Origin of the sequence: Streptomyces sp. NBC_00005 (assembly GCF_045160215.1) — a bacterium.
In the GTDB taxonomy this organism is placed as follows: domain Bacteria; phylum Actinomycetota; class Actinomycetes; order Streptomycetales; family Streptomycetaceae; genus Streptomyces.
In genome coordinates this window covers 8,848,426-8,874,769 of sequence record NZ_CP108316.1, presented here as the reverse complement: position 1 = coordinate 8,874,769, position 26,344 = coordinate 8,848,426, and the positions used below count along the sequence as shown (strand labels likewise).

The 26,344-nt window shown below is 70.0% G+C and carries 22 protein-coding genes; 7 read left to right on the top strand and 15 right to left on the bottom strand.

All coding sequences use genetic code 11. The features are described from left to right. Positions 1–64: 64 nt before the first annotated feature. The 9 genes from aroB to OG303_RS40485 form a co-directional block, all read right to left on the bottom strand. On the bottom strand, positions 65–1,156 hold the full coding sequence (aroB, locus tag OG303_RS40525; RefSeq protein ID WP_405874890.1) for a 3-dehydroquinate synthase: 1,092 nt from the start codon (positions 1,154–1,156) through the stop codon (positions 65–67). Next, complete coding sequence (locus OG303_RS40520) at positions 1,153–1,668, bottom strand: shikimate kinase (protein WP_405874889.1); 516 nt, start codon at positions 1,666–1,668, stop codon at positions 1,153–1,155. The genes aroB and OG303_RS40520 overlap by 4 nt, the downstream gene beginning before the upstream one ends. Continuing rightward, on the bottom strand, positions 1,665–2,849 hold the full coding sequence (aroC, locus tag OG303_RS40515) for a chorismate synthase (RefSeq protein WP_405874888.1): 1,185 nt from the start codon (positions 2,847–2,849) through the stop codon (positions 1,665–1,667). The genes OG303_RS40520 and aroC overlap by 4 nt, the downstream gene beginning before the upstream one ends. A 166-nt stretch (positions 2,850–3,015) precedes the next feature. Next, on the bottom strand, positions 3,016–3,834 hold the full coding sequence (locus OG303_RS40510) for a shikimate dehydrogenase (RefSeq protein ID WP_405874887.1): 819 nt from the start codon (positions 3,832–3,834) through the stop codon (positions 3,016–3,018). Beyond that, a complete protein-coding gene (mltG, locus tag OG303_RS40505) occupies positions 3,834–5,597 on the bottom strand; it encodes an endolytic transglycosylase MltG (RefSeq protein WP_405874886.1) in 1,764 nt (587 codons plus the stop codon). Before mltG ends, OG303_RS40510 begins: the two co-directional genes overlap by 1 nt. A 121-nt stretch (positions 5,598–5,718) precedes the next feature. Continuing rightward, entirely contained in the window at positions 5,719–6,183 is a 465-nt protein-coding gene (gene ruvX / locus OG303_RS40500) for a Holliday junction resolvase RuvX (protein WP_405877710.1), read from the bottom strand. Positions 6,184–6,185: 2 nt separating this feature from the next. Continuing rightward, complete coding sequence (gene alaS / locus OG303_RS40495) at positions 6,186–8,858, bottom strand: alanine--tRNA ligase (RefSeq protein WP_405874885.1); 2,673 nt, start codon at positions 8,856–8,858, stop codon at positions 6,186–6,188. After that, on the bottom strand, positions 8,858–9,217 hold the full coding sequence (locus tag OG303_RS40490; RefSeq protein ID WP_405874884.1) for a hypothetical protein: 360 nt from the start codon (positions 9,215–9,217) through the stop codon (positions 8,858–8,860). Before OG303_RS40490 ends, alaS begins: the two co-directional genes overlap by 1 nt. 7 nt (positions 9,218–9,224) lie before the next feature. After that, on the bottom strand, positions 9,225–9,680 hold the full coding sequence (locus OG303_RS40485; protein ID WP_405877708.1) for a DUF948 domain-containing protein: 456 nt from the start codon (positions 9,678–9,680) through the stop codon (positions 9,225–9,227). A 153-nt stretch (positions 9,681–9,833) separates the two neighbouring features. On the opposite strand from OG303_RS40485, the gene OG303_RS40480 reads away from it, so the two are divergent. Continuing rightward, on the top strand, positions 9,834–11,987 hold the full coding sequence (locus OG303_RS40480; protein ID WP_405874883.1) for an ATP-binding protein: 2,154 nt from the start codon (positions 9,834–9,836) through the stop codon (positions 11,985–11,987). A gap of 24 nt (positions 11,988–12,011) precedes the next feature. Here OG303_RS40480 and rpsD read toward each other — a convergent pair whose 3' ends face one another. From rpsD to OG303_RS40465, 3 genes are all read right to left on the bottom strand, one after another. Further along, complete coding sequence (gene rpsD / locus OG303_RS40475) at positions 12,012–12,626, bottom strand: 30S ribosomal protein S4 (protein WP_095754424.1); 615 nt, start codon at positions 12,624–12,626, stop codon at positions 12,012–12,014. A 301-nt stretch (positions 12,627–12,927) separates the two neighbouring features. Continuing rightward, positions 12,928–14,283: a replication-associated recombination protein A gene (locus OG303_RS40470; protein WP_405874882.1), complete on the bottom strand. Its 1,356-nt coding sequence runs from the start codon at positions 14,281–14,283 to the stop codon at positions 12,928–12,930. Between the two features lie 44 nt (positions 14,284–14,327). Then, the gene (locus tag OG303_RS40465) at positions 14,328–14,990 is read right to left on the bottom strand and encodes a vitamin K epoxide reductase family protein (RefSeq protein WP_405874881.1); all 663 of its coding nucleotides are present in this window, start codon (positions 14,988–14,990) and stop codon (positions 14,328–14,330) included. 146 nt (positions 14,991–15,136) lie between these two features. Here OG303_RS40465 and OG303_RS40460 point away from each other — a divergent pair, with 146 nt between their 5' ends. The 4 genes from OG303_RS40460 to OG303_RS40445 are packed head-to-tail and all read left to right on the top strand — an operon-like array spanning position 15,137 to position 18,661. Further along, positions 15,137–16,003 carry an ABC transporter ATP-binding protein gene (locus OG303_RS40460; RefSeq protein ID WP_405874880.1) on the top strand — a complete coding sequence of 289 codons (867 nt, stop codon included), beginning with the start codon at positions 15,137–15,139 and terminating at the stop codon, positions 16,001–16,003. Further along, complete coding sequence (locus OG303_RS40455) at positions 16,000–16,845, top strand: ABC transporter permease (RefSeq protein ID WP_405874879.1); 846 nt, start codon at positions 16,000–16,002, stop codon at positions 16,843–16,845. Before OG303_RS40460 ends, OG303_RS40455 begins: the two co-directional genes overlap by 4 nt. Then, positions 16,842–18,041, top strand: coding sequence for a sensor histidine kinase (locus OG303_RS40450; RefSeq protein WP_405874878.1), 1,200 nt, complete (start codon positions 16,842–16,844; stop codon positions 18,039–18,041). The genes OG303_RS40455 and OG303_RS40450 overlap by 4 nt, the downstream gene beginning before the upstream one ends. Further along, a complete protein-coding gene (locus OG303_RS40445; RefSeq protein ID WP_405874877.1) occupies positions 18,038–18,661 on the top strand; it encodes a response regulator in 624 nt (207 codons plus the stop codon). The genes OG303_RS40450 and OG303_RS40445 overlap by 4 nt, the downstream gene beginning before the upstream one ends. Positions 18,662–18,808: 147 nt before the next feature. Here the strand turns inward: OG303_RS40445 and hisS are convergent, their stop codons facing one another. After that, on the bottom strand, positions 18,809–20,071 hold the full coding sequence (hisS, locus tag OG303_RS40440) for a histidine--tRNA ligase (RefSeq protein ID WP_405874876.1): 1,263 nt from the start codon (positions 20,069–20,071) through the stop codon (positions 18,809–18,811). Between the two features lie 11 nt (positions 20,072–20,082). Continuing rightward, on the bottom strand, positions 20,083–20,790 hold the full coding sequence (locus OG303_RS40435; protein ID WP_405874875.1) for an MBL fold metallo-hydrolase: 708 nt from the start codon (positions 20,788–20,790) through the stop codon (positions 20,083–20,085). Positions 20,791–20,981: 191 nt separating this feature from the next. Between OG303_RS40435 and OG303_RS40430 the strand changes: the two genes are divergently transcribed. Together OG303_RS40430 and OG303_RS40425 are read left to right on the top strand one after the other, a co-directional pair. Then, the gene (locus OG303_RS40430) at positions 20,982–21,827 is read left to right on the top strand and encodes a peptidylprolyl isomerase (protein ID WP_405874874.1); all 846 of its coding nucleotides are present in this window, start codon (positions 20,982–20,984) and stop codon (positions 21,825–21,827) included. 156 nt (positions 21,828–21,983) lie between these two features. Continuing rightward, a complete protein-coding gene (locus OG303_RS40425) occupies positions 21,984–23,213 on the top strand; it encodes a DUF349 domain-containing protein (RefSeq protein ID WP_405874873.1) in 1,230 nt (409 codons plus the stop codon). A gap of 82 nt (positions 23,214–23,295) precedes the next feature. Here OG303_RS40425 and OG303_RS40420 read toward each other — a convergent pair whose 3' ends face one another. Beyond that, positions 23,296–25,851, bottom strand: coding sequence for a RelA/SpoT family protein (locus OG303_RS40420; RefSeq protein ID WP_405874872.1), 2,556 nt, complete (start codon positions 25,849–25,851; stop codon positions 23,296–23,298). Positions 25,852–26,344 lie beyond the last annotated feature (493 nt).

Here is a 26,344-nt window from a genome sequence, read left to right as displayed (position 1 = left end):
GCCGGGGACGGCCCGAAGTGCCCATGCCCGTAAGGCAAATCGGACGGATGGCGCTCCGGCGGACTTACTCGCCCACTTCGCCGTACGCGGCGAGCAGGACGGCCGGGTCGGGGCCCTCCAGGACGGTCGGCTTGGCCAGGCCGTCCAGGACGATGAAGCGCAGCAGGTCGCCGCGGGACTTCTTGTCGACCTTCATGGTCTCCAGCAGCTTGGGCCACTGGTCGTAGCGGTAGTGCAGCGGCAGGCCCACGGATTCCAGGACGGCGCGGTGCCGGTCGGCCGTGGCGTCGTCCAACCGGCCCGCGAGACGGCCGAGTTCGGCGGCGAAGTGCATACCGACCGAGACCGCGGCGCCGTGCCGCCACTTGTAGCGCTCGTTCTTCTCGATGGCGTGCGCGAGCGTGTGGCCGTAGTTGAGGATCTCCCGGAGGCCCGACTCCTTCAGGTCGGACGAGACGACCTCGGCCTTGACCCGGATGGAGCGCTCGATGAGCTCGGCGGTGTGCGGGCCGGCCGGGGTGCGGGCGGCCTGCGGGTCGGCCTCGATCAGCTCCAGGATCACCGGGTCGGCGATGAAGCCGGCCTTGATGATCTCGGCGAGCCCGGAGACGTAGTCGTTGACCGGGAGGGATTCCAGAGCGGCCAGGTCGCACAGCACACCGGCGGGCGGGTGGAAGGAGCCCACCAGGTTCTTGCCCTCGGCGGTGTTGATGCCGGTCTTGCCGCCGACCGCCGCGTCCACCATGGCAAGCACGGTGGTCGGGATCGCGATCCAGCGCACCCCGCGCAGCCAGGTGGCGGCCACGAAGCCGGCGAGGTCCGTGGTGGCGCCGCCGCCGACGCCGACGATGACGTCGGAGCGGGTGAACCCGGACTGCCCCAGCGCCTTCCAGCAGTAGGCGGCGACCTCGGCGGTCTTGGCCTCCTCCGCGTTCGGCACCTGGATGGCGACGGCCTCGAAGCCCTGCCCGGCCAGGTCGGCGCGCACCGCGTCACCGGTCTCGGCGAGCGCCTCGGGGTGGATCACGGCCACCCGCTTGGCCTTCTCCCCGATCAACCCGCCCAGCTCGCCCAGCAGTTGACGACCCACCAGGACCTCGTACGGGTCGCTGCCCGCGGTACCGCCCACCTGGATCCGGGTGACTGCCTCGCTCATGCTTCCTTCAACTCCAAAGCGTCGAGGGCGACTTGGGCGACCTCTTCGGGCGTACGGCCATCGGTCTCCACGACCACCGTGGCGACCTCCTCGTACAACGAGCGGCGCGCCTCCATCAACTCCCGCCACTGCTTGCGCGGGTTGACGGCCAGCAGCGGACGAGCCGCGTTCAGCCCGGTGCGCTTGACCGCCTCCTCGACATCCATCGAGAGGTAGACGACCCGCCGCCCGGCCAGCAGGGCGCGCGTGTCCGCGTCCAGGATGGAGCCGCCGCCCAGGGCGAGTACCCCGTCGTGCTCGGCCAGTGCTTTGTGCACGGCGGCCTTCTCGATCGCACGGAAGGCGGGCTCGCCCTCGTCGACGAAGATCTCGGCGATCGTGCGGCTCTGCTCGGCGACGATGTCGTCGTCCGTGTCCCGGTAGCCGACGCCGAGACGCTCGGCCAGCAGCTGCCCGACGGTCGACTTGCCGACCCCCATCGGGCCGACGAGAACCACCTGGGGAGCGATCATCGGATCGCCAGGTTGTCGAGGTACGACTGCACGTTGCGGCGGGTCTCGGTCACCGAGTCGCCGCCGAACTTCTCCGCCACCGCGTCCGCGAGGACGAGGGCCACCATGGCCTCGGCGACGATTCCGGCGGCCGGAACCGCGGACACGTCGGAGCGCTGGTGATGCGCCTGCGTCGCTTCGCCGGTGGCCACGTCCACGGTCTGCAGGGCCCGCGGCACGGTCGCGATCGGCTTCATCGCGGCACGCACCCGCAGCAGCTCACCGGTGGTCAGCCCGCCTTCGGTGCCGCCGGAGCGGCCCGACGTGCGCCGGATGCCCTCGTCGGTGTTCACGATCTCGTCGTGCGCCTTCGACCCCGGCACCCGTGCCAGCTCGAAGCCGTCGCCGATCTCCACGCCCTTGATGGCCTGGATGCCCATGAGCGCACCCGCCAGCCGGGCGTCCAGCTTGCGGTCCCAGTGCACGTGCGAGCCCAGACCCACCGGCACCCCGTAGGACAGGATCTCGACCACACCACCGAGGGTGTCGCCGTCCTTGTGGGCCTGGTCGATCTCCGCGACCATCGCCTTCGACGCGTCCGCGTCCAGGCAGCGCACCGGGTCGGCGTCCAGCTTCTCGACGTCCGCCGGGGTCGGGTACACACCCTGCGGCGCCTTCGCGGAAGCCAACTCCACGACGTGCGAGACGATCTCGATGCCGGCCGTCTCCTTGATGTACGACCTGGCGACGGCGCCGAGGGCGACACGGGCCGCGGTCTCCCGGGCGGACGCCCGCTCCAGGATCGGCCGGGCCTCGTCGAAGCCGTACTTCTGCATGCCCGCGAGGTCGGCGTGGCCGGGGCGCGGGCGGGTCAGCGGGGCGTTGCGGGCGAGGCCGGCGAGGATCTCCGGGTCGATCGGGTCGGCCGACATGACCTGCTCCCACTTGGGCCACTCGGTGTTGCCCACCATGATCGCGACCGGGGAACCGAGGGTGAGGCCGTGCCGGACGCCGCCGAGGAAGGTGACCTCGTCGCGCTCGAACTTCATGCGCGCACCGCGTCCATAGCCGAGCCGGCGCCGGGCCAGGTGGTCCGCCACCATCTCCGTGGTGATCGGCACGCCGGCGGGAAGACCCTCCAGCGTCGCCACGAGTGCGGGACCGTGGGACTCCCCCGCGGTCAGCCAGCGCAACCTGCTCAACGGTGCTCCTCAGTGCTCGCGCCCTCGTACTGCTGCGCACGCGCGTCCTCGCGTACGGCGACGGCTCGACCAGGTGCGCGGCCCTGGCCCGCCACCCCCGATCCTCCCACGTCCGGGAGGCGGCTCCGATCCGAGTCCGGCAGACGGACAGGCCGGCGCGGACCGATCAGCCCCGCCGTACGGCGGCCTCGCGCATCGCGGTCAGGGGGGAGCGCGGGTCGCCGGTGAACTGGCGGAACTGGAAGACCGCCTGGTGCACGAGCAGGTCGAGGCCGCTGAGCACCTGCCCGCCCCGGGCCTCCCAGGCCGCGGCGAGGGGCGTGGGCCACGGCTCGTAGAGCACGTCGAAGAGCGTGCCGACGTGCGCGGGCAGCTGCTCGGCCAGCGCGTCGGTGCCCCCGGCGGGCGTCGTGGAGATCACCAAGGGTGCCTCGAAGGCGCGTACGGCGTCGGCCCAGTCGGCCGGGCGGACCTGGACGCCGAGCCGCTCGCCCCACTGCCGCATCTCGTCCGCGCGCCGCTCGCTGCGCACATACACGGTGACCTCGCCGGTGCAGATCCGGGCAAGCGCCGCGAGGGCAGACGAGGCGGTGGCCCCGGCGCCCAGGATCGCCGCCGACTCGGTCTTCTCCACGCCGCGTTCGTGCAGCGCGGCCACCAGGCCTGGGATGTCGGTGTTGTCGCCGACGCGTCGCCCGTCGGGCCGGAGGACCACGGTGTTCACGGCCTCCACCGAGGCCGCCGTGTCGGTGATCTCGTCGAGCAGCGGGATCACCGCGCGCTTCAGCGGCATGGTGAGGGAGAGCCCCGCCCACTCGGGACCGAGCTGTGCGAGGAACCCGGGCAGCGCGGCCTCGTCGATCTCGAACCTGTCGTACGACCAGCCCTCCAGGCCGAGGGCCCGGTACCCCGCGTTGTGCAGTTGCGGGGACAGGGAGTGGGCGATGGGCGAGCCCAGCACGGCCGCCCTGCGGGTCGTGGTCATCAGTCCTTGTTCCTCGACGCGTTGAACTCGTCGACCAGCCTGTTGTGCTCGGCGAGTGTCTTCGTGAACTTGCTGGTCTTGCCGTCCAGCGAGATGAAGTAGTACCAGCCGTCGTGCGTCGGGGCGAGCGCGCCCTTGAGCGCCTCCTCACCCGGGTTGTCGATGGGACCGGGGGGCAGCCCCTTGATGTAGTACGTGTTGTACGGGTTGTTGTACTTCCGCAGCTCGGCGATGCTCAGGTCGATCTTGCTCTGGTTCTTCACGTAGTTGTACGTGGAGTCGAACTCGAGCGAGCCGTAGGTCTCGGGGTTCCCGGGCTTGAGGCGGTTGTAGACCACCTCGGCCATCTTGCGGAAGTCGTCGTGGCTCGTGCCCTCGGCCTGCACCAGGCTCGCCACGGTGAGCAGCTGCCAGGGACCGTCGAGTCCGAGGCTCTTCGCCTTCTTCTCGAGACCGAGTTCCTCGTACTTGTCGTTGGCCCGGGAGACCATGTCCTTCAGAACGGCCTCGGGTTTCTGACCCTTCGCGGCCGCGTAGCTGGAGGGGTAGAGGAATCCTTCCAGCGGATCCTTCAGATTCGGGTGGTCCAGCGCCCAGTCGGGCAGGCCGAGTTTCTTGTAGTCCTTCTTCGCGATCTTCGCCGTGGTGCCGTCCGCGACGCCGAGACGCGTGTCGATCAGCTTGTAGATCGCCGTGTTGCGTGACCCCTCGGCGATGATCAGGTTGCTGCGGCTCTTGTTGCTCAGCATCAACTCGACCGCGCTCGCGGCCGACATCTGCTTCTGCAGCGTGTAGACGCCGTCCTGGATCTTCTTGCCGTCGGGATTCGCCTGCTGTGCGGAGACGAACGCGTCGACGCTCTCGACGACCCCGGCGTCCTTCAGCTTCTGACCGATCACATAGCCGCCGGCCCCCTGGGGGATGACGACGGTGACCTGCTGGCCGTTCCCCTCGCCCGCGTAGTCGGGCGAAGGGCCGAACCGATCCTGGTAGAACTGCCAGCCGAAATAGCCGACTCCGCCGACGCCTCCGGCGAAGAGCACCACCAGTACGAGGCAGGCGCACCCGCTGCGGCGCTTCTTCGGTTTCTTCCCACCACGGCCCTTGCGGGCGGCGCGGGGGTCGTCGTCGTCGTCCTCGTCCTCGTCTTCGTTCCCGCCTGCGAAGAAGGCGTGTTCACCCTGGTCGGGTCCGGGGTCCCAGTCGGTCTGCGGCTCCGGCTCCGCGCGCCTGCGGGTGGGCGGCTCGGGCGGCGGGTAGGCGTCGGGCGCACTGTAGTAGTCGGGCTGCTCGCTGCCGTAGGAGGCGGACTGCTGCCCGTACGGATCCGAGGGGTCCGGGTACTGGGCCTGCGCGTGCGAGCCGGTGGCCCAGCCACCGTTGTCGTACTGCTGCTGTTGCCCGTCGTACTGTTGCTGCCCGTCGTACTGCTGCTGTCCCTGACCGCCGTTGTCGTACGGCTGTTGCCCCTGACCTGCGTAGTTCTGCGGTCCCTGGTTGCCGTACTGCTGCATGTACTGCTGGTCGTACTGGGGGTAGTGCTGCTGCTGCGCCTGACCGTATGCGGTCTGCCCGCCGTCGCTCCAGTCGCCGTAGTGCGGCTGCTGGGGCTGTTGCGGCTGCTCCGGATAGTGCTGCGGCTGGCCGCCGTAGGGGGACTGCCGGCCCACCGGGGCCTGCTGCCCTCCCCATCCGTCGTCCCCGTACAACGGGTCCTCCGGATGCCACGGTTCGGAGCCTGGGCTCCGGCCATACTCAGTCATCGATCCCCTAGAGCCGCGAGGCGGCGGTCACGCGGCTCGTGGCCGGATATCCGATCCGCCTCTCTTTGTGCGGTGGCTGTTCGAACACCGCCGCATCGCGCGGAACGTTACCGTATCGCGATCAGATGACCACTTCGACGCCCTCGCCGGGTGCTTTACCTGACACCCGTTCGGATTCGAGGGCCTGCTGGAGGATGATGACAGCCGCTGCCTGGTCGATGACCGAGCGGCCCTTCTTCGCCTTCACGCCCGAGGCGCGCAGTCCTTGACTGGCCGTCACCGTGGTCATCCGCTCGTCGACGAGCCGGACCGGGACGGGGGCGATGCCCTTCGCGAGCTCCTGCGCGAAGCCGCGAACCTTTACCGCGGCGGGGCCCTCGCCCCCCTTGAGGGAGCGAGGGAGACCGACGACGACCTCGATCGGCTCGTACTCCTCGACGAGTTGCTTCAACCGCCGGTGAGCCGCGGGGATGTCCCGGCCGGGGACCGTCTCCACCGGGGTGGCGAGGATCCCGTCGGGGTCGCACGAGGCGACCCCGATGCGGGCGTCCCCGACGTCGATCGCGAGTCGACGGCCTCTGCGCATCGTCACTTCGCGGTGTCCGCGACCAGCCGCTCGACGGCGTCGACGGCATCGCCGACCGCGGCCGCGTTCTGGCCGCCGCCCTGCGCGACGTCCGGCTTGCCGCCACCGCCGCCGCCGAGGGTCTTGGCGGCCGTGCGGACCAGGTCGCCGGCCTTGAGACCGCGCTCGCGGGCAGCGTCGTTGGTGGCGATGACCGTCAGCGGCTTGCCGTTGTTGACCGTGAACAGGGCGACCACTGCGGCCCGTCCGCCCTGGATACGGCCGCGCACGTCGAGGACCAGCTTGCGCAGGTCGTCGGGGGTCGTACCGTCCGGGACCTGGCCGGTGACGACGGCCACGCCGCTGATGTCCTTGGCGGACTCGACGAGACCGGCGGCGGCCTGGAGCACCTTCTCGGCGCGGAACTTCTCGATCTCCTTCTCGGCGTCCTTCAGCTTGCCGAGCATCGAGGAGACCTTCTCCGGCAGCTCCTCCGAGCGGCCCTTGAGCAGCTCGGTCAGCTGGTTGACCACCGTGTGCTCGCGGGCGAGGAAGTTGTAGGCGTCCACACCGACGAGGGCTTCGATACGGCGGACACCCGAGCCGATCGACGACTCGCCGAGCAGCTTGACCAGGCCGAGCTGGGAGGTGTTGTGGACGTGCGTGCCGCCGCACAGCTCCTTGGAGAAGTCGCCGATGGTCACGACGCGGACCCGGTCGCCGTACTTCTCGCCGAACTCGGCGATGGCGCCCTGCTTCTTGGCCTCGTCGATGCCCATGACGTCGGCACGGACGTCGAGGTCGCGGGCCAGCACCTCGTTGATCTTCTGCTCGACGTCGGTCATCACGGCCGTGGGTACGGCGGACGGGGAACCGAAGTCGAAGCGGAAGCGGCCGGGCTGGTTCTCGGAGCCGGCCTGGGCGGCCGTCGGGCCGAGGGCATCACGCAGCGCCTGGTGGGTGAGGTGCGTGGCCGAGTGGGCACGGGCGATGGCCGTGCGCCGGCGGGAGTCGATCGTGGCGTGGACCAGGTCGCCGACGGTCACCTCGCCGACCTGGACGACGCCCTTGTGGACGTAGACGCCCGGGACCGGCTTCTGGCAGTCACGGATCTCGACGACGGCGCCGGAGCCCACCTTGATCCGGCCGGTGTCGCCGATCTGGCCGCCGCCCTCGGCGTAGAAGGGGGTGCGGTCGAGGACGATCTCGACCTCGTCGCCCTCGGTCGCGGCCGGGGAGGAGGCGCCGTCGACGAGGATGCCGACGATCGTGGACTCGGTCTCGGTGTCCGTGTAGCCGGTGAAGTCGGTCGCGCCGGCCTTGTCGGCGATCTCGCGGTAGGCGCCCGTACCGGCGTGGCCGGTCTTCTTGGCCTGGGCGTCGGCCTTGGCGCGCTCCCGCTGCTCCTTCATCAGGCGGCGGAAACCGTCCTCGTCCACGGAAAGGCCCTGCTCGGCGGCCATCTCCAGGGTGAGGTCGATCGGGAAGCCCCAGGTGTCGTGGAGCAGGAACGCCTTGTCGCCGGGCAGGACCGCGGAGCCGGAAGCCTTGGTCTCGTTCACGGCGGTGTCGAGGATGTTGGTGCCGGCCTTCAGCGTCTTGAGGAAGGCGTTCTCCTCGGCGAGCGCGACCTTCTCGATGCGCTCGCGGTCGGTGACGAGCTCGGGGTACTGCTGGCCCATCATCCCGATGACGGTGTCGATGAGGTCCTTGACGACCGGGCCGGTGGCGCCGAGCAGGCGCATGTTGCGGATGGCGCGGCGCATGATGCGGCGCAGGACGTAGCCGCGGCCCTCGTTGCCGGGGGTGACGCCGTCGCCGATGAGCATCACGGACGTACGCATGTGGTCGGTGACCACGCGCAGGGAGACGTCCGAGCCGTGGGCGTCGCCGTACTCGACACCGGTCAGCTCGGTGGCCTTCTTGATGACGGCCATGGAGGTGTCGATCTCGTACATGTTCTGCACGCCCTGCAGAATCATGGCGAGTCGCTCGAGGCCGAGGCCGGTGTCGATGTTCTGGCTCGGGAGGTCGCCGAGGATCTCGAAGTTGTCCTTGCCGATGCCCTCGCCGCGCTCGTACTGCATGAAGACGAGGTTCCAGATCTCCACGTACCGCTCGTCGTTGACGGCGGGGCCGCCCTCGACGCCGAACTCGGGGCCACGGTCGTAGTTGATCTCGGAACAGGGGCCGCAGGGGCCGGGGACGCCCATGGACCAGTAGTTGTCCTTCATGCCGAGGCGCTGGATGCGCTCCTTCGGCACACCGACGACGTCGTGCCAGATGCGCTCGGCCTCGTCGTCGTCCTTGTAGACGGTGATCCAGAGCTTCTCCGGCTCGAGGCCGTAACCACCCTTGTCCTGGGGGCTGGTGAGCAGCTCCCAGGCGTACTTGATGGCGCCTTCCTTGAAGTAGTCGCCGAAGGAGAAGTTGCCGCACATCTGGAAGAACGTGCCGTGCCGCGTGGTCTTGCCGACCTCTTCGATGTCGGGCGTGCGCACGCACTTCTGCACGCTGGTGGCGCGCGGGAAGGGCGGCTTGACCTCACCGAGGAAGTAGGGCTTGAAGGGCACCATGCCGGCGGGGACCAGGAGCAGAGTCGGGTCGTCCGCGATGAGCGACGCCGAAGGGACGACGGTGTGCCCGCGCTCCTCGAAGAAGCTCAGCCAGCGGCGGCGAATCTCGGCCGACTCCATCAGTGGTCCTCATTCCGGTTGTACGGGTGCGTCTGGTACGTCGAGCCCTCGACGTACTTCGGGTTGTTGCGGTTCTCGATGGCGGCGTAGCGCCGGGGTGCGGGGAGTTCGGGGTCGACGGGGGCGTTCAGCCCGAGCGCGTCGCCCAGTTCCTCCTCCCGCTGGGCCATGTTGTCGCGGACGTCGAGCGCGAAGCCGACCGCTCGGTCCTTGAGCCGGTGACCGGCGTCGAGAGCCTTGTTGGCCGCGGCCGCGGCGAGGTTCTCGGGGGTCAGCTGCTTCAGCTTGCGGTTCACCTTGGTGGTGGCCCACACACCGGCGGCGACGCCCGTGGTGAACCAGAAGGTACGGCGGAACATCGCTCGGTCAGTCCTTCTTTCCGCGGGCGTTCCGCTTCTCCCGGCGCGCGGCCGGGACCGTCCGGCCCACGATCACGGTACGCCTGGACGTCTTGGCGGGCACGTCGTCCTTGCGGACGCCCAGGGCCCGGCGCACGCCGTAGCCGAAGGCCGCGACCTTGACCAGGGGGCCGCCGAAGGTGGAGGCGACGGTCGTGGAGAGCGCCGACGCGTTCGACGTGACCTCCTGGACGTCCGTCGCGATCGCGTCGACCCGGTCGATCTGCGTCTGCGCGGAGCGCACGGCCGCCGACGCGTCGGCGAGCAGCGGGACGGCCTGGTCGGTCACGTCCGCCACCAGCTTGGTGGTCGCCTTGAGCGTCTGGGCCACCCTCGCCAGCGCGACGGCGAGGAAGGAGACCAGGATCGCCCAGAAGACGGCCACCAGGATCCCGGCCACCTCTCCACCGGACACCGCGTGCACCCGCTCCCGTATACGTGCCTGAACATCGAAAAAGTCGTGCGGCGAGCCTATCGCGCCGAGGATGGGGCTCCGCACCGGATTACCCTCCGCACGCGGCCGAGTTGCGCGAAGCGATTGTACGGACTGAATACGGTTCAGTACGCTCCGTGTTCTATGCGGGATCATCAGCGCGGCGGCAGTTCCGTGGACGGCAATCTCCCCCTGGAGCTCAACGCGTTCGTGGGGCGCTCGGCCGAACTCGCCGGGCTGGCGCGGGTGCTCGGCTCCTCGCGTCTGGTGACGGTGACGGGAGCGGGCGGGGTCGGCAAGTCACGGCTCGCGGCGCGGGCGGCCGCGCGGTGCGCGCCACGGGACGGGGTGTGGCGGGTGGAGCTGGCCCCGGTGCGCGATCCGGAGTTCGTGGACTACGCCGTCGTAGAAGCTCTCGGTCTGACGGATCACACGACGCGGCTGCCGCGGGAGACGCTGCTCGCGCATCTCGCCGAGCGTCAACTCCTGCTGGTTCTGGACGGGTTCGAGCATCTGGTCGGTGCGTGTGCCGAGCTGGTGAGTGAGTTGCTGCATGCCGTGCCCGGGCTCGGGGTGCTGGCGGTGGGGCGCAGGCCGCTGGCCGTGGCGGGCGAGCGGGTGTTCCCGCTGGCGCCGCTGGACGAGGACGAGGCGGCCGAGCTGTTGCTGAACCGGGCGGTGGAGCAGGGGCCGGCGGTGCAGGACGGCCCGGACGTACGGGAGGTGTGCCGGCGCCTGGACGGGATCCCGCTCGCGATCGAGCTGGCCGCGGGACGGCTGCGGGTCCTGTCCCCGGGGCAGCTGCTGGAGCGGCTGGACGACCGGTTCCGGCTGCTGACCGGCGGCGGGCGGGACGCGCTGCCCCGCCATCGGACCCTGCGCACGGCGATCGGCTGGAGCCACGAACTGTGCACGCCCCAGCAGCGGTTGCTGTGGTCGCGGCTGTCCGTGTTCGCCGGGCAGTTCGAGCTGGAGGCCGTCGAGTACGTGTGCAGCGGACACGGTCTGGAGGCCGACGACGTCCTCGACGTGCTCACCGAGCTGCTCGCGCAGTCGGTGATCGCGCGCGAGGAGACGCCGGCGGGCGTGCGCTACCGGATGCTGGACACGGTCCGGGCGTACGGCGCCGACTGGCTGGAGGCGACGGAGGACGCGGCCCGGCTGCGGCGGCGGCACCGCGACTGGTACCTGGGGCTTGCGACCTGGTGCGAGCTGGACTGGTTCTCGCCGCGCCAGGACGAGGTGGCCGCGCGTGTGGAGGCGGAGCTGCCGAATCTGCGCTCCGCACTGGAGCACTGCCTCGGCGAGCCGGACGACGCACATCTGGGCCAGTACCTCGCGGGCTCGCTGTGGTTCTACTGGGTGGGCTGCGGGCGGCTGTCGGAGGGGCGGCGCTGGCTGGAGCAGGTCGTGCAGGTGGACTCCGGCCACGAGCGGTCCCGGCTGAAGGCGCTGTGGGTGCTCGGCTACGTGGCGATCCTGCAGGGCGACACGGTGTCCGCGCTGGCGGCGCTGCACGAGTGCCGCGAGGAGGCCGAACGCTCCGGCGACCCGACGGCGGTCGCGTACGCGGAGCACCGCACCGGATGTCTGGCCCTGGTCACGGACGACATGGCGCGTGCGGAAACACTGCTGCGCTCGGCGCTGGACCGCTACCACGAGATCGGTGAGCTCAACAGCAACGTGCTGATGGGCCAGGTCGAGCTGGCGATGGCGCGCGCGTTCCAGGGCGATCTGCCGGACGCGGTGCGGTTGTGCGAGGACGTGCGGCGGGTGTGCGAGGACCACGGCGAGCGATGGACCCGCACCTACGCGCTGTACGTCCTGGCGTACGCGGCCTGGGCCGAGGGCGACCCGGCGGCGGCCCGCGCCCTGCTGACGGACTGCCTCACCGGCGCCCACGCCTTCCACGACCTGCTCGGCTCGGTGCTGGCGGTGGAGCTGCTGGCCCTGGTCACGGCGGTGCAGGGCGACGCGGCGGAGGCGGCGGTGCTGCAGGGCGCGGCGGCCCGGATGTGGCCGTCGGTGGGCCTGCCGCTGTTCGGCTCGGCCTACTACAACGCCCCGCACGAGCTGTGCGAGGCGATGGCCCGGGAGCGGCTGGGCGACGAGCGGTACGCGGAGTGCGTGGAGGAAGGGGCACGGCTGGTCCGGGAGGCAGCCGTGTCCAGGGCTCTGGAGCGGCCGCTGGGCGCCGTGCCGTCGCCGCGGGGGCCGGTTCGGCATGCGACGGCGAGCGTGAACATGCACGAACCCGCCGCCTCCCGCACCCGTAAGGGCGGGGCGACGGCGGGCTGAGGTGGTGCTACCGCCTGCTGGTGATCAGCGGGCGTAGTACTCGACGACGAGCTGCTCGTCGCAGATCACCGGGATCTCCTTGCGGTTCGGCTCACGGTCCAGGCGGAAGGCCAGGGCGCGGAGGTTCACCTGGAGGTAGCGCGGGGTCTCGCCGTCGGGGGCGAAGCCACCCTCGCGGGCGATGGAGAAGAGGGTCTTCTCGCGGCTGCGCTCACGGACCATCACGACGTCGTCGGGCTTGACGCGGAAGGACGGCTTGTCGACCTTCTGGCCGTTGACCTCGATGTGGCCGTGCACGACCATCTGACGGGCCTGGTAGATGGTGCGGGCGATGCCCGAACGCAGGACCAGGGCGTCGAGACGGCGCTCGAGCTCGATGATCAGGGCCTCACCGGTCTTGCCCTGGACCTTGGAGGCACGCTCGTAGGCGCGGACGAGCTGGCGCTCGGACACGTCGTACTGCGCGCGCAGACGCTGCTTCTCGAGCAGACGGACCTTGTAGTCCGAGTTCTGCTTGCGGCCACGGCCGTGCTCACCCGGCGGGTAGGGGCGGGCCTCGAAGTACTTGACGGCCTTCGGGGTCAGCGCGATGCCGAGGGCACGCGACTTCTTGACCTTGGGGCGGGACTGATTCGCCACTGTCTGTTTCCGTTTCTGGTTTTCGGCTTGTCAGGGTTGAGGGAGGTCGCATCCGCAGCCGGGGAAACCCGCCGGGTCCGCATGGGACCTGTCGGGCAGCCGCTCCCCTGGTCTGGGCACATACGTGCAGCACGCGAGTGGCCCACCGACCGGTCCCGGGAATCCGAGTGGTGGTGGGCTGCCCGCGACACCGTGCGAACGGTGCGCGACGCTCCTGGAGCCGGTCCGAGGACCGGGACTCCGGCTGACTGTCCTGATCTGACTGCACAGGACGCAGCGCTCCGGCGAGTCTACAGGGTGCTCAGGACCGCTTTCGACCGAGGTGCTTCCTGGTCCATTCGACCGCGTCCGCGTACCTCGCCTCGGCGCCGTGCCGGGTGGGGGTGTAGTACTCGCGGTCCTGGATCGCGTCCGGGGCGTACTGCTGGGGGGCGATGCCCTCGGGCAGGTCGTGCGGATACACGTACCCCTGCGCGTGACCGAGCTTGGCGGCGCCCTTGTAGTGCCCGTCGCGCAGATGCGGCGGTACGGGTCCGGCCAGCCCCTTTCGTACGTCGTCCAGGGCGGCGCCGATCGCCGTCGTCGCGGCGTTCGACTTCGGGGCCAGGGCGAGGGCGATGGTGGCGTGGCTGAGGGTGAGGGCGGCCTCGGGGAAGCCGATCATGGCGACGGCCTGGGCGGCGGCCACGGCTGTGGGCAGGGCGTTCGGATCGGCCAGGCCGATGTCCTCGCTCGCCGAGATCATCAGACGGCGGGCGATGAAGCGGGGGTCCTCGCCGGCCTCGATCATGCGGGCCAGGTAGTGCAGGGCGGCGTCGACGTCGGAGCCGCGGATGGACTTGATGAGGGCGCTGGCGACGTCGTAGTGCTGGTCGCCGTCGCGGTCGTACTTCACCGCGGCCCGGTCGACCGTCTCCTCCAGGGTCGTCAGCAGGACCTCGGTCTCGCCCTTGTCGAGGGCGGCCCCGGCTGCCGCCTCCAGAGCGGTCAGAGCACGGCGGGCGTCGCCGCCGGCGATGCGCAGGAGGTGGTTCTCGGTGTCCTCGGGGAGGGTGACGGCCTCCTTGAGGCCGCGCTCGTCGGTGAGGGCACGCCTGATGAGGCCGCGGAGGTCGTCGTCGGTGAGGGGTTCGAGGGTGAGGAGGAGGGAGCGGGACAGGAGCGGGGAGATCACCGAGAAGTACGGGTTCTCCGTCGTCGCCGCGATCAGGGTCACCCAGCGGTTCTCGACGGCCGGGAGGAGGGAGTCCTGCTGGGCCTTGCTGAAGCGGTGGATCTCGTCGAGGAAGAGGACGGTCTCCTTGCCGTACCCACCGGTTGCGCGGCGGGCGCCGTCGATGACCGCGCGGACCTCCTTGACGCCCGCGGTGATCGCCGAGAGCTCGACGAAGCGCTTGTTGGTGGCCTTGGAGACGACGTACGCCAGTGTCGTCTTGCCGGTGCCGGGCGGGCCCCAGAGGATCACGGAGGACGGTCCGGCCGGGCCGCCCGCGCCCTCGCCGACGAGCCGGCGCAGGGGCGAGCCCGGCTTGAGCAGGTGCTGCTGGCCCACGACCTCGTCGAGGGTGCGCGGACGCATCCGCACGGCCAGGGGGCTTCCTGCCGGATCCTTCTCCTGGCGTTCTTCTGCGGCTGCGGTGAACAGGTCGGGCTCCACGTCATGAACCCTAAATCACCGCACTGACAATCCCTCCGGGACCGTCAGCTGGTCCAGAAGTCCCACCAGCGGGTCAGGACCAGCATGCCGATGATGCCGACGTGCAGCACGGGCACGACCCAGGTGAACTCGCCGAAGAAGCTCTTCAGCCAGCGCGGGGTGGGCAGGAAGTCGTTGCGGATGTTGAACGAGGTCACGTACCAGAACATGGTGATCGTCGCGACCCAGGCCAGGGAGCACCACAGGCACAGCGCGTTGATGCGGTACAGCGACTGGAACTGCAGCCAGGTGCAGAAGGCGACACCGAAGAGCGTGCCGAAGTTGAAGGTGAGCCAGTACCAGCGCGGGAAGCGGGCGCGGGCGAGCAGGCTGATGCCGACGCAGATCACGATGCCGTAGCAGACCAGGCCGAGCATCGGGTTGGGGAAGCCGAAGGCGGCGGCCTGCTTGGACTCCATGACGCTGCCGCAGGAGACGACCGGGTTGAGACTGCAGCCGGGGGTGAAGGTCTTGCCCGCGACCTTCGCCTCGAGCAGCTTGAACTTGTCGATCGTGATGACCCACGCGGCAAGCAGACCGGCCGCGCCCGTGATCACCAGCAGCAGCGCGAACGCACGACTGCCGCCCACGGTCCGCGGTCCGGCAGAGTCGTGCTCCGGAGCGGACTCGGGCTCGGTGGAGACGTCTTTGACTGTGGTCTTGCTCATCACGCCGATTCCGCCTGCTTGAGAGTTGGACCTTCTTCGGGCAGGGGCCATTGTGCCGCACTCGGCCCTCTGTCCACCGTTCGGTGGACATAAGGAGGTACGCACGGTCGTCCCTGAGCGTTCGGTTCCGGACGATGCTCGACGGCATGACAACACACGCGAACGAACTCGCGGTGGACGTACGGGGGCTGCGCAAGCAGTACGGGGACGTGACCGCGGTGGACGGCATCGATCTCGGCATCCACAAGGGCGAGGTGTTCGGCCTGCTGGGACCCAACGGAGCGGGCAAGAGCACCACGGTGGAGATCCTCCAGGGCAACCGCACCCGGGACGCGGGCGAGGTGTCGGTGCTCGGCTCCGACCCGTCGCGCGGCACACGCGCGTGGCGCTCACGTGTCGGAATCGTCTGGCAGGACGAATCCGCACCCGCCGAGTTGACGGTCCGCGAGACCGTGCGGCATTTCGCCCGTTACTACCCGCGGCCGCGGGACCCGGAGGAGGTCATCGGACTGGTGGGTCTTCAGGCGAAGGCCGGCAGTCGGATCAAGGCGCTGTCGGGCGGCCAGCGCAGGCGTCTCGACGTGGCACTCGGCGTGATCGGCGACCCCGAGCTGCTGCTCCTGGACGAGCCGACCACCGGCTTCGACCCGGCCGCCCGGCGCCAGTTCTGGGACCTGATCCGGCTGCTGTCCCACGAGGGCACGACCATCCTGCTGACCACGCACTACCTGGAGGAGGCGGAGGCGCTCGCCGACCGGCTCGCCGTCGTCGCCCAGGGGCAGGTTGTCGCCGAGGGCGAGCCCGCCGTCCTGCGGGAGCGGTACGGCACCGGGGCCACCGTCGAGTGGACCGAGCCGGACGGAGCCACGCGCACCGAGCGCACGGACACACCGACCAGGACGGTCGCCGAACTGATGCACCGCTTCGACGGCGAGATCCCGGGCCTGAAGGTGACCCGCCCCACGCTGGAGGACGTCTACCTCCGGCTGACCGGACAGGAGGACGCGCGATGACCACGACCGCCGTACGGACCAGGACCGAGGCGGCCGCCGAGCGGCTGCCCGGGGCGTGGGGGCTGGGACTTCAGCGGGGCGCCCTGGAGATCAAGCAGTTCTTCCGGCAGCGCGACCAGGTGGTCTTCACGTTCGCGTTCCCGGTCGTGTTCCTGTTCCTGTTCGCGTCGATCTTCAGCGACGACGTGAAGGGCGCGGGCATCACCGCCTCGCAGCTGTACGTCCCGGCGATGATGGCCGCCGGCATCATGTCGACGAGCTTCCAGTCGCTCGGCATCTCCATCGCCATCGAGCGGGACGAGAAGGTGCTGCGCCGGCTGCGTGGAACGCCGATGCCGGCGGCCGCGTACTTCCTCGGCAAGATCTGGCTTGTTCTCGTCACCGGTCTGCTGGAGACGGCGATCCTGCTGCTCGTCGGCACGACTCTCTACGACGTCGAGCTGCCCTCGGACGCGAGCCGCTGGTTCGACCTGGCCTGGATCTTCGTCCTCGGACTGACGGCATGTGCGCTGCTCGGCATCGCGATCAGTTCGGTCCCGAAGTCGGGCAAGAGCGCGAGCTCCGTGGTGGTCCTGCCGTTCCTGGTGCTGCAGTTCATCTCGGGCGTGTACATCGCGATCGACACCATCCCGGACTGGATGCTGAACATCGGCGCGCTGTTCCCGCTGAAGTGGATGTGCCAGGGGCTGCGCGGGGTGTTCCTGCCGGACTCGGCGCAGGTCCTTGAGCAGACCGGCAGTTGGGAGCTCGGGAGGGTCGCACTGGTGCTCGGGGCGTGGTGCGTCGGAGGATTGGTGCTGTGTCTGCTGACCTTCCGGTGGAAGAACCGGCGCGACGGATGACGGACGTGGCGGGGGCGACCGGCGCCTACACCTGGGACCGCTCGTTCCGGCTGTGGGACACCTACTTCGCCCTCATCTGGCTGGCCACCCTGGCGTTCGTGCTCGGCACGCAACACCCGGGGTGGCCGGTCCGGGTGGTCGCGGCTGCGCTGCTGGTGCCGCTGATCCCCCTGTTCGTATGGGTGGGGCGCCCCCTGCTGAAGGGCGATCCGCCTCCCGAACGCCAGGCCCTCGGCTACCTCGTGGCGATGACGGCCCTGTTCCTGCCCTCGGCGATCCTGGTGGGCGAGACGCGGCTGATGACCTTCGCGCTCGTCCCCCAGTGCTTCATGACGTTGCGCATGCGGTGGGCCATCACGACGGTGGCCGTGATCAACCTGGCCCCTGTGGTCGGCTGGGCGCTGCTGTGGTGGCCGAGCGACCAGGACGTGTTCTTCAACGGGCTGTTCGCCGTGGTCACCCTCATCTTCTCGGTGGCCGTGGGCAGTTGGGTGATCCGGATCATCGAGCAGAGCCAGGAGCGCGCGGAGCTGATCGCCGAACTGGACGCCAGCCGGCACGAGATCTCCCGTCTCTCGTCCGCGCACGGTGCGCTGGCCGAGCGGGAGCGGATGGCCCGCGAGATCCACGACACCCTCGCGCAGGGCTTCACCAGCCTGCTGATGCTGATCCAGGCGGTCGAGGCCGAGCTCGACGACGACCTCCCGCAGGCCCGCCGCCATCTGGCGCTGATGGACGAGACGGCCCGGCAGAACCTCGCCGAGGCCCGCGCCCTGGTCGCCGGCGGCGCCCCCGCCGACCTTGACGGCACCTCCCTCCCCGACGCCCTGCGCCGCCTCGCCGCCCGCCACCAGGCGACGCTGGACGTGATCGGCCCGGTACGCCCGCTGCCCGCCGCCGCCGAGGTCGTGGCCCTGCGCTCCTGCCAGGAGGCACTGGCCAACGCCCGCAAGCACGCCGGGAGTTCGGCGACGGTGGGCATCAAGCTGGACTACGCCGCCGACACGCTCACTGTGTCCGTACGGGACGACGGCTGCGGCTTCGACACCGGCACCCCCTACGACGGCTACGGCCTTGCGGGGCTGCACGCCCGGGCCACCGAGGTCGGCGGCACAGCACAGATCCGCAGCACACCGGGCGACGGCACGACAGTGACGGTCAGCCTTCCCGTGTCCCCTTCGAGGAGCTTTTCGTGATCCGGATCATCCTGGCCGACGACCATCCCGTCGTACGGGAGGGTCTGCGGGCGATGCTCAGTGCCGAGCCGGACCTGGACGTCGTCGCCGATGCAGCGAGCGGGCCGCAGGCGGAGGCGTTGGCGGCCGAACTCCGGCCCGACATCGTGCTGATGGACCTGCGGATGCCGGACGGCGGGGGCGTGGACTCGATCGTGCGGATGGGCGAGGCGGGGCTGCCGTGCCGGGTGATCGTCCTGACGACGTACGAGACGGACCGGGACATTCTGCGGGCGGTGGAGGCCGGGGCGGCGGGCTATCTGCTCAAGGACATGCCGCGGAGTGAGTTGGCGGAGGCGGTGCGGGCCGCTGCGCGGGGCGAAACGGTGCTGGCGCCTTCGGTGGCGGCCCGGCTGGTCGACCAGCTGCGGACGAAGCCGGAGCGGCCACGGCTGTCGGAGCGGGAGACGGCGGTGTTGCGGCTGGTGGCGGAGGGGTGCACGAACGCGGAGATCGGGCGCCGGCTGTTCATCGGCGAGTCGACCGTGAAGACCCATCTGCTGCGGGCCTTCGGCAAGTTGGGGGTCGACGACCGGACGGCCGCGGTGACCAGTGCGATGCGGTTCGGGTTGCTCGACTGAGTTTCCTCGCCCCCGCCGCCCCTTCCCGTCCCCTGGGGGCTTCGCCCCCAGACCCCCGTGTCGGCCTGAACGGCCTCGTCCTCAAACGCCGGACGGGCTGAAAGATCGAAAATCAGCCTCTCCGGCGTTTGAGGAGCGGGGTCCGACTCAGCCGAGCCGGGACTCCAGTTCCGCCACGATCTCGTTCACCCCGACCGCCGCCTGCTCGCCGGACTCCATGTCCTTGAGCTGGACGACGCCCTCGGCGAGGTCGCGTTCGCCGGCGACGATCGTGTAGCGGGCGCCACTGCGGTTGGCGTTCTTCATGGCGCCCTTGAGCCCCTTGGCGCCGTAGGAGAAGTCCGCTGCGATGCCGACCTTGCGCAGCTCGGTGACCTTGGCGAACAGGACGCGGCGCGCCTCCTCGCCGAGCGGGACCGCGAACACGCTGGTCGTGGAGGGGAGTTCGAGCTCGACGCCCTCCGCCTCCAGCGCCAGGACCGTACGGTCGACGCCGAGGGCCCAGCCGACGGACGGCAGCGCGGGGCCGCCGATCATCTCGGACAGACCGTCGTAGCGGCCGCCACCGCCCACCGCGGACTGGGAGCCCAGACCGTCGTGGACGAACTCGAAGGTCGTGCGCGTGTAGTAGTCGAGACCCCGCACCAGCCTCGGGTCGTCCTCGAAGGCCACGCCCGCCGCCGTGATCAGCTCACGGACCTCCTCGTGGTACGCCTTGCAGGCGTCGCACAGGTAGTCGCGGAGCAGCGGGGCGTCGGTCAGCTGCTTCTGGACGTCCTGCCGCTTGTCGTCCAGGACGCGCAGGGGGTTGATCTCGGCACGGCGCAGGGTGTCCTCGTCCAGGTCCAGGCCGCGCAGGAAGTCCTGCAGTGCCGCCCGGTAGACCGGACGGCACTCCTTGTCGCCCAGGCTGTTGAGGAGGATCCGGAAGTCCCTGAGACCCAGCGAGCGGTACGCCTGGTCGGCCAGGATGATCAGCTCGGCGTCGAGGGCCGGGTCCTCCGCGCCGATCGCCTCGGCGCCGACCTGCGAGAAGTGGCGGTAACGGCCCTTCTGGGGGCGCTCGTAGCGGTAGTACGAGCCCGAGTACCAGAGCTTGACCGGCAGGTTGCCCAGCTTGTGCAGGTTGGCCTCCAGCGCCGCGCGCAGCACGGACGCGGTGCCCTCGGGGCGCAGGGCCAGCTGGTCGCCGCCCTTGGTCTCGAAGGCGTACATCTCCTTGGTCACGATGTCGGTGGACTCGCCGACACCGCGCGCGAAGAGCTCCACGCTCTCGAAGCCGGGGGTCTCGATGTAGCCGTAGCCGGAGTTGCGCAGCGGGGCGGCGATCGCCTCGCGGACCGCCAGGTACTTGGCGCTGTCCGGCGGGATCAGGTCGTACGTGCCCTTGGGGGCCTTGAAGGTGCTCACGGAAGGTCTCGTCACATTCCTCGTCGGGGAGCGTCCGTGCTCCCGAGGCCGGCGGCCACCTGCCGCAGATACGGGTTGGTGGCGCGCTCCTGGCCGATGGTCGTCTGGGGGCCGTGGCCGGACAGCACCACGGTCGAGTCCTCGAGCGGCAGGCACACGCGGGCCAGCGAGTCGAGCATCTCGGCCATGTCGCCGCCGGGCATGTCGGTGCGTCCGATGGAGCCGGCGAAGAGCAGATCCCCGGAGAAGAACACGGACGGGATCTCCGTGGTCTCGGGCATCCGGAACGTCACCGACCCCTTGGTATGGCCGGGCGCATGCGCGACGGAGAGCTCCAGACCCGCCAGCTCCAGCCGGACACCATCGGTCAGCTCCTTGACGTCGTCGGGCTCCCCCACGGTCAGCTCGCCCATCAGCGGCATGCCGATGGAGCGGCCGAGCGCCTTCTCGGGGTCCGCCATCATGTAGCGGTCCTCGGGGTGGATCCAGGCGGGCACGTCGTGCGCGCCGCACACCGGGACGACCGAGGCCACGTGGTCGATGTGGCCGTGGGTGAGGACGACGGCGACGGGCTTGAGCCGATGCTTCTTCAGCGCTTCCTCGACTCCTTGGGCGGCCTGATGGCCCGGGTCGATGATCACGCACTCCTCACCGGCGGCGGGGGCGACGAGATAACAGTTCGTCCCCCAGGCCCCGGCGGGGAACCCGGCAATGAGCACGATCGTCCTTCGTAGTGTCGATTACAGGCGGCTGCAGCTGCTGTCAACGAATGGATACAGCTGCCGTCAGAGCCTACCGGCGCTGCCGAATCCTCAGCGAACCCATATACGGTACGGGGCACACGCAGGCGGTCGGCTCACCAGACGCACGCGTCCCAGTCGACGTACGAGACGCATGAGGAGAAAACCCCGTGGTCACCCAGGAACAGCGGAAGCGGCAGCTCGCGCGGGAGAAGTTCTTGCGGCAGCAGCAGCGGCGCACGTCCGCGCGGCGCAAGGCGCGCATGCGGAACTCCGTGATCGCGTCGACGCTCGGCGTGGTCATCATCGGCAGCGTGGCGCTGTACACGACCGGGGTCCTCAAGGACGACAACAAGGCCAACGCGAGTTCGGAGACGACACCCAGCGCCGCGGCGACCAGCAAGGCTCCGGACCCGTGCGAGAAGGCGGCCAAGGGCTCGGTGAAGAAGCTGAGTTGGAAGAAGGAGCCGGCGATGACCATCGACAAGTCGGCGAAGTACACGATGAATCTCGCCACGACGTGCGGTGACATAGGCATCGCGCTGAAGGCGTCGGCGGCGCCGCACACCGTCAACTCGTTCAACTTCCTTGTCGGCAAGGGATACTTGGACCACACCAAGTGCCACCGGCTGGTCCCCTCGGGGATCTACGTGCTGCAGTGCGGCGACCCGACGGGCACCGGCACCGGCGGTCCCGGCTACACGATCCCGGACGAGAACCTCAAGGACAAGAGCCTCAAGGGACAGGTGTACCCGGCGGGTACGGTCGCGATGGCCAACCAGTACAACTCGCAGACGAAGAAGGGCCGCAACAGCGGCGGCAGCCAGTTCTTCCTCGTCTACCAGGACAGTCCGCTGCCGGCCGACTACACCCCGTTCGGCACGGTGTCCAAGGCGGGCATGAAGATCCTCAAGAAGATCGCCGCCGCAGGTGCCCAGGCCGCGGACCCCACGACGGGCAACACGGCACCCAACGCGACCGTTGTGATCAACAAGGCGACGGTCACGAAATCCTGATCACTTGAGGACCGCATCCGGACTCCGAGGTGCGAAATTTCGGTCGCGCGGGATGCGGACAGGCAACCCGCCGGTCGCCTATGTTGGCCGTGACGAAACTGTGGACGATGCCCGGGGGCACTGAGGCCCTCGCAGGCATCATGTGGAGGAGGCGCTGTGAGCAGCGACCCGTGGGGCCGCGTCGACGAGACGGGGACCGTGTACGTGCGTACGGCCGACGGCGAGCAGGTCGTCGGTTCCTGGCAGGCCGGCTCCCCCGAGGAGGCTCTGGCCTACTTCGAGCGCAAGTACGAGGGCCTGGTTGTCGAGATCGGCCTCCTCGAGAAGCGAGTGAAGACCACCGACCTGTCCGCGAAGGACGCGCAGACCGCCATCGACCACATCCGCGAGCAGGTCGACGCGCACCACGCGGTCGGCGACCTGGACGTTCTGCGGACGCGCCTCGACAAGCTCGTCGCAACCGTCGAGGCACGCCGTGAGGAGCGCAAGCAGCAGCGCGCGAAGCAGTCCGACGAGGCGCGTCACGCCAAGGATGCGCTGGTCGTCGAGGCGGAGGAGCTGGCGCAGTCCGATCAGTGGCGGGCGGCCGGTGAGCGGCTGCGTGCGCTGGTGGACACCTGGAAGGGCCTGCCGCGTCTGGACCGCAAGTCGGACGACGAGCTGTGGCACCGCTTCTCGCACGCCCGGTCGGCGTTCTCCAAGCGCCGCAAGGCCCACTTCGCGTCGCTCGACGCGCAGCGCGAGGAGGCCCGCAAGGCCAAGGAGCGGCTGGTCTCCGAGGCCGAGGCGCTGTCCGGCTCGACGGACTGGGGTCCGACGGCCGCGCGCTACCGCGAGCTGATGACGGAGTGGAAGGCCGCCGGCCGCGCACAGCGCGAGCACGAGGACGACCTGTGGAACCGCTTCCGCGGCGCCCAGGACGTGTTCTTCGCCGCCCGCAGCTCGGTCTTCGCGGAGCGGGACGCCGAGCAGTCGGAGAACCTGAAGCTGAAGGAGGAGCTGGCCGGCGAGGCCGAGAAGATCCTCCCGATCAGGGATCTGAAGGTGGCGCGCGCCGCGTTCCGTTCGGTCAACGAGCGGTGGGAGGCCATCGGCCACGTGCCGCGCGACGCGCGTCCGAAGGTCGAGGGCCGGATGCACGCGGTCGAGCGGGCGATCCAGGAGGCCGAGGAGTCCGAGTGGCGCCGGACGAACCCGGAGGCACGCGCGCGTGCCGAGGGTCTGACCGGCCAGCTCCAGGCGGCCGTGGACAAGCTGAGCGGCCAGATCGAGCAGGCGCGTGCCCAGGGCAACAACGCCAGGGCCGACAAGCTCGAGCGGGAGCTGGAGGGCCGCCAGGCACTCCTGGACCAGGCGCTGAAGGGCCTGCAGGAGTTCGGCGGCTGACCTTCCCCTGCTTTTCCGGTGGCCCGGCGGTCTCGTACCGCCGGGCCACCGGCATGTTCAGGCCCGGGCGCCAGTGCGTCGGTTACGACCTCCGGGCCGACGTCACCCGGTACACGTCGTACACGCCCTCCACGCCCCGCACCGCCTTCAGGACGTGTCCGAGGTGCTTCGGGTCGCCCATCTCGAAGGTGAAGCGTGAGGTGGCCACGCGGTCGCGGGAGGTCTGGACGGCCGCGGACAGGATGTTGACGTGCTGGTCGGACAGGACGCGGGTGACGTCCGAGAGCAGCCGGGAGCGGTCCAGTGCCTCGACCTGGATGGCGACCAGGAAGACCGAGGACTGGGTGGGCGCCCACTCGACCTCGAGGATGCGCTCGGGCTCGCGGGACAGTGACTCCACGTTCACGCAGTCGCTGCGGTGAACCGATACTCCGCTACCGCGCGTGACGAAACCGATGATGGGGTCGCCCGGGACCGGCGTACAACAGCGGGCCAGTTTGACCCACACGTCGTCGACGCCCTTGACGACGACGCCCGGGTCGGCGTTGGACCGGCGCTTACGGCTGCGGCTCCTGGTCGGCGGGACCGACTCGTCGATCTCCTCGGTGGCCGCCTCCTCCCCGCCGAGCGCGGAGACGAGCTTCTGCACGACGTTCTGCGCGGAGACATGGCCCTCGCCGATGGCCGCGTACAGCGCGGAGATGTCCGGGTAGCGCATCTCGTGCGCGAGCGTGACCAGCGAGTCGCCGGTGAGGATGCGCTGGATCGGCAGGTTCTGCTTGCGCATCGCGCGGACGATGGCGTCCTTGCCCTGCTCGATCGCCTCGTCGCGGCGCTCCTTGGAGAACCAGGCCCGGATCTTGTTGCGGGCACGCGGCGACTTGACGAAGTTCAGCCAGTCGCGGGACGGGCCGGCACCGGCCGCCTTGGAAGTGAAGACCTCCACCAGATCGCCGTTGTCCAGGGTGGATTCGAGCGGTACGAGGCGGCCGTTGACCCGTGCTCCTATCGTGCGGTGGCCCACCTCGGTGTGCACCGCGTAGGAGAAGTCCACGGGCGTGGCACCGGCCGGCAGCGCTATCACGTCGCCCTTCGGCGTGAAGACGAAGACCTCGTTGCGCGAGAGGTCGAAGCGCAGGGACTCCAGGAACTCGCCCGGGTCCTCGGTCTCCTTCTGCCAGTCGAGCAGCTGGCGCAGCCACGCCATGTCGTTGAGGTGGTCGTCCTTGCCGGTGCTCTTCGGCGCGTCCGAGCGCACCTTGGAGGTGCCTGCGACGGCCTCCTGCTTGTACTTCCAGTGCGCGGCGATGCCGTACTCGGCGCGGCGGTGCATGTCGAACGTGCGGATCTGCAGCTCGACGGGCTTGCCGTTGGGGCCGATGACCGTCGTGTGCAGCGACTGGTACATGTTGAACTTGGGCATCGCGATGTAGTCCTTGAACCGGCCGGGGACCGGGTTCCATCGCGCGTGCACGGTGCCGAGGGCGGCGTAGCAGTCGCGGACCGTGTCGACGAGGACACGAATGCCCACCAGGTCGTAGATCTCCGCGAAGTCGCGACCGCGGACGATCATCTTCTGGTAGACGCTGTAGTAGTGCTTCGGGCGGCCGGTGACGGTGGCCTTGATGCGGGCGGCCCGCAGGTCGGTCTGGACCTCGTCGGTCACTATGGCCAGGTACTCGTCACGCTTCGGTGCCCGCTCGGCCACCAGCCGTACGATCTCGTCGTACATCTTGGGGTAGAGGATCGCGAAGGCGAGGTCCTCCAGCTCCCACTTGATGGTGTTCATGCCCAGGCGGTGGGCGAGCGGCGCGTAGATCTCGAGGGTCTCGCGCGCCTTCTTCTCCTGCTTCTCGCGCTTGAGGTAGCGCATGGTGCGCATGTTGTGCAGGCGGTCGGCGAGCTTGATGACCAGGACGCGCGGGTCCTTGGCCATCGCCACGACCATCTTGCGCACGGTCTCGGCCTGCGCGGCCTCGCCGAACTTGACCTTGTCCAGCTTGGTGACGCCGTCCACGAGCAGGGCGACCGAGTCACCGAAGTCGCGGCGGAGCTGGTCGAGGCCGTACTCGGTGTCCTCGACGGTGTCGTGCAGGAGGCCGGCCATGAGGGTGGCGGGGTCCATGCCGAGTTCGGCGAGGATGGTGGTGACGGCGAGCGGGTGCGTGATGTACGGGTCGCCGCTCTTGCGCTTCTGGCCGCGGTGCCAGCGCTCGGCGACCTGATAGGCCTTCTCTATCTGCCGCAGCGTCGCCGTCTCGATCTTCGGGTCGTTGCTGCGCACTATCCGCAGCAGCGGCTCCAGGACCGGGTTGTACGGGTTGGAGCGCTGGACACCGAGGCGGGCGAGGCGGGCGCGGACGCGGTTGGAGGAGCCGGAACGGGCGGGCTGGCCGGTGTTCGGACGGACCGCGGGCGGCGTGGATCGCTCGGCCGACGGGGCTCCGCCCGAGTCGGGAGCGGGGGAAGGCTTGGGGCGCGACTCCTCGGCCGACTTGTCGACGGGCGCGGACTGGGCGTGCTCGACCGGGCCGCGGGCGTCGTTCTTCGCGTGCGGCGCGTTCGGTGCGGGCTTGGCCGCGGCCTCCGAGACGGACTCGGGCTTGGCGGCGGTCAGGTGCTGGGCCTCGTCTGGCAAGAGGACTCCTCGTGCGCGATCCGGGTCCCCCGGTCAGGCTCCGGAGACCCCATGGTAGCGATCCTGGGCCGCAGGATCGCCTTCAGGCCAATGTGAGGGCCGTCTACCGAAGGAACACGAGGGGCTGCCGCCGGATTCCTGGGGGCGGATTCGGGGTGATCCGGGGGTGATCCAGGGGTGACCTGGGGGTGACGGGGCGTATGCGGGGGGCTGGCCGTGCGGGCGTGAGCCGGCTTGCGCGGGGTGCGGGGGCGGGCGCTTGGGCGGGGCTCGCATCTGTGGGTGCGGTGCGGGCTGGGCGGTGGTGTCGGGCGCGGGTCCGTTCCCATGGCGCGGGCTTGCGCGGGTTGCAACCCCTGCACCTGCGCCAGGCGTGGCTAGCCCGGGCTACCCGCTGTCCGCGCGCAGGCCGGCTTGCACGGGGCGCAGCCCCGGCACCTGGGCGGGCCTCGTACCTGTTCGCCCGGCGCGGCCTCTGCGGTTGCGTGAAGCA

Excerpts from the sequence above, each read along its gene's own strand:
- aroB (WP_405874890.1), bottom strand. The coding sequence starts at position 1,156 with ATGAGCGAGGCAGTCACCCGGATCCAGGTGGGCGGTACCGCGGGCAGC.
- OG303_RS40520 (WP_405874889.1), bottom strand. The coding sequence starts at position 1,668 with ATGATCGCTCCCCAGGTGGTTCTCGTCGGCCCGATGGGGGTCGGCAAG.
- OG303_RS40510 (WP_405874887.1), bottom strand. The coding sequence starts at position 3,834 with ATGACCACGACCCGCAGGGCGGCCGTGCTGGGCTCGCCCATCGCCCAC.
- mltG (WP_405874886.1), bottom strand. The coding sequence starts at position 5,597 with ATGACTGAGTATGGCCGGAGCCCAGGCTCCGAACCGTGGCATCCGGAG.
- ruvX (WP_405877710.1), bottom strand. The coding sequence starts at position 6,183 with ATGCGCAGAGGCCGTCGACTCGCGATCGACGTCGGGGACGCCCGCATC.
- alaS (WP_405874885.1), bottom strand. The coding sequence starts at position 8,858 with ATGGAGTCGGCCGAGATTCGCCGCCGCTGGCTGAGCTTCTTCGAGGAG.
- OG303_RS40490 (WP_405874884.1), bottom strand. The coding sequence starts at position 9,217 with ATGTTCCGCCGTACCTTCTGGTTCACCACGGGCGTCGCCGCCGGTGTG.
- OG303_RS40480 (WP_405874883.1), top strand. The coding sequence starts at position 9,834 with ATGCGGGATCATCAGCGCGGCGGCAGTTCCGTGGACGGCAATCTCCCC.
- OG303_RS40465 (WP_405874881.1), bottom strand. The coding sequence starts at position 14,990 with ATGAGCAAGACCACAGTCAAAGACGTCTCCACCGAGCCCGAGTCCGCT.
- OG303_RS40460 (WP_405874880.1), top strand. The coding sequence starts at position 15,137 with ATGACAACACACGCGAACGAACTCGCGGTGGACGTACGGGGGCTGCGC.
- OG303_RS40455 (WP_405874879.1), top strand. The coding sequence starts at position 16,000 with ATGACCACGACCGCCGTACGGACCAGGACCGAGGCGGCCGCCGAGCGG.
- OG303_RS40450 (WP_405874878.1), top strand. The coding sequence starts at position 16,842 with ATGACGGACGTGGCGGGGGCGACCGGCGCCTACACCTGGGACCGCTCG.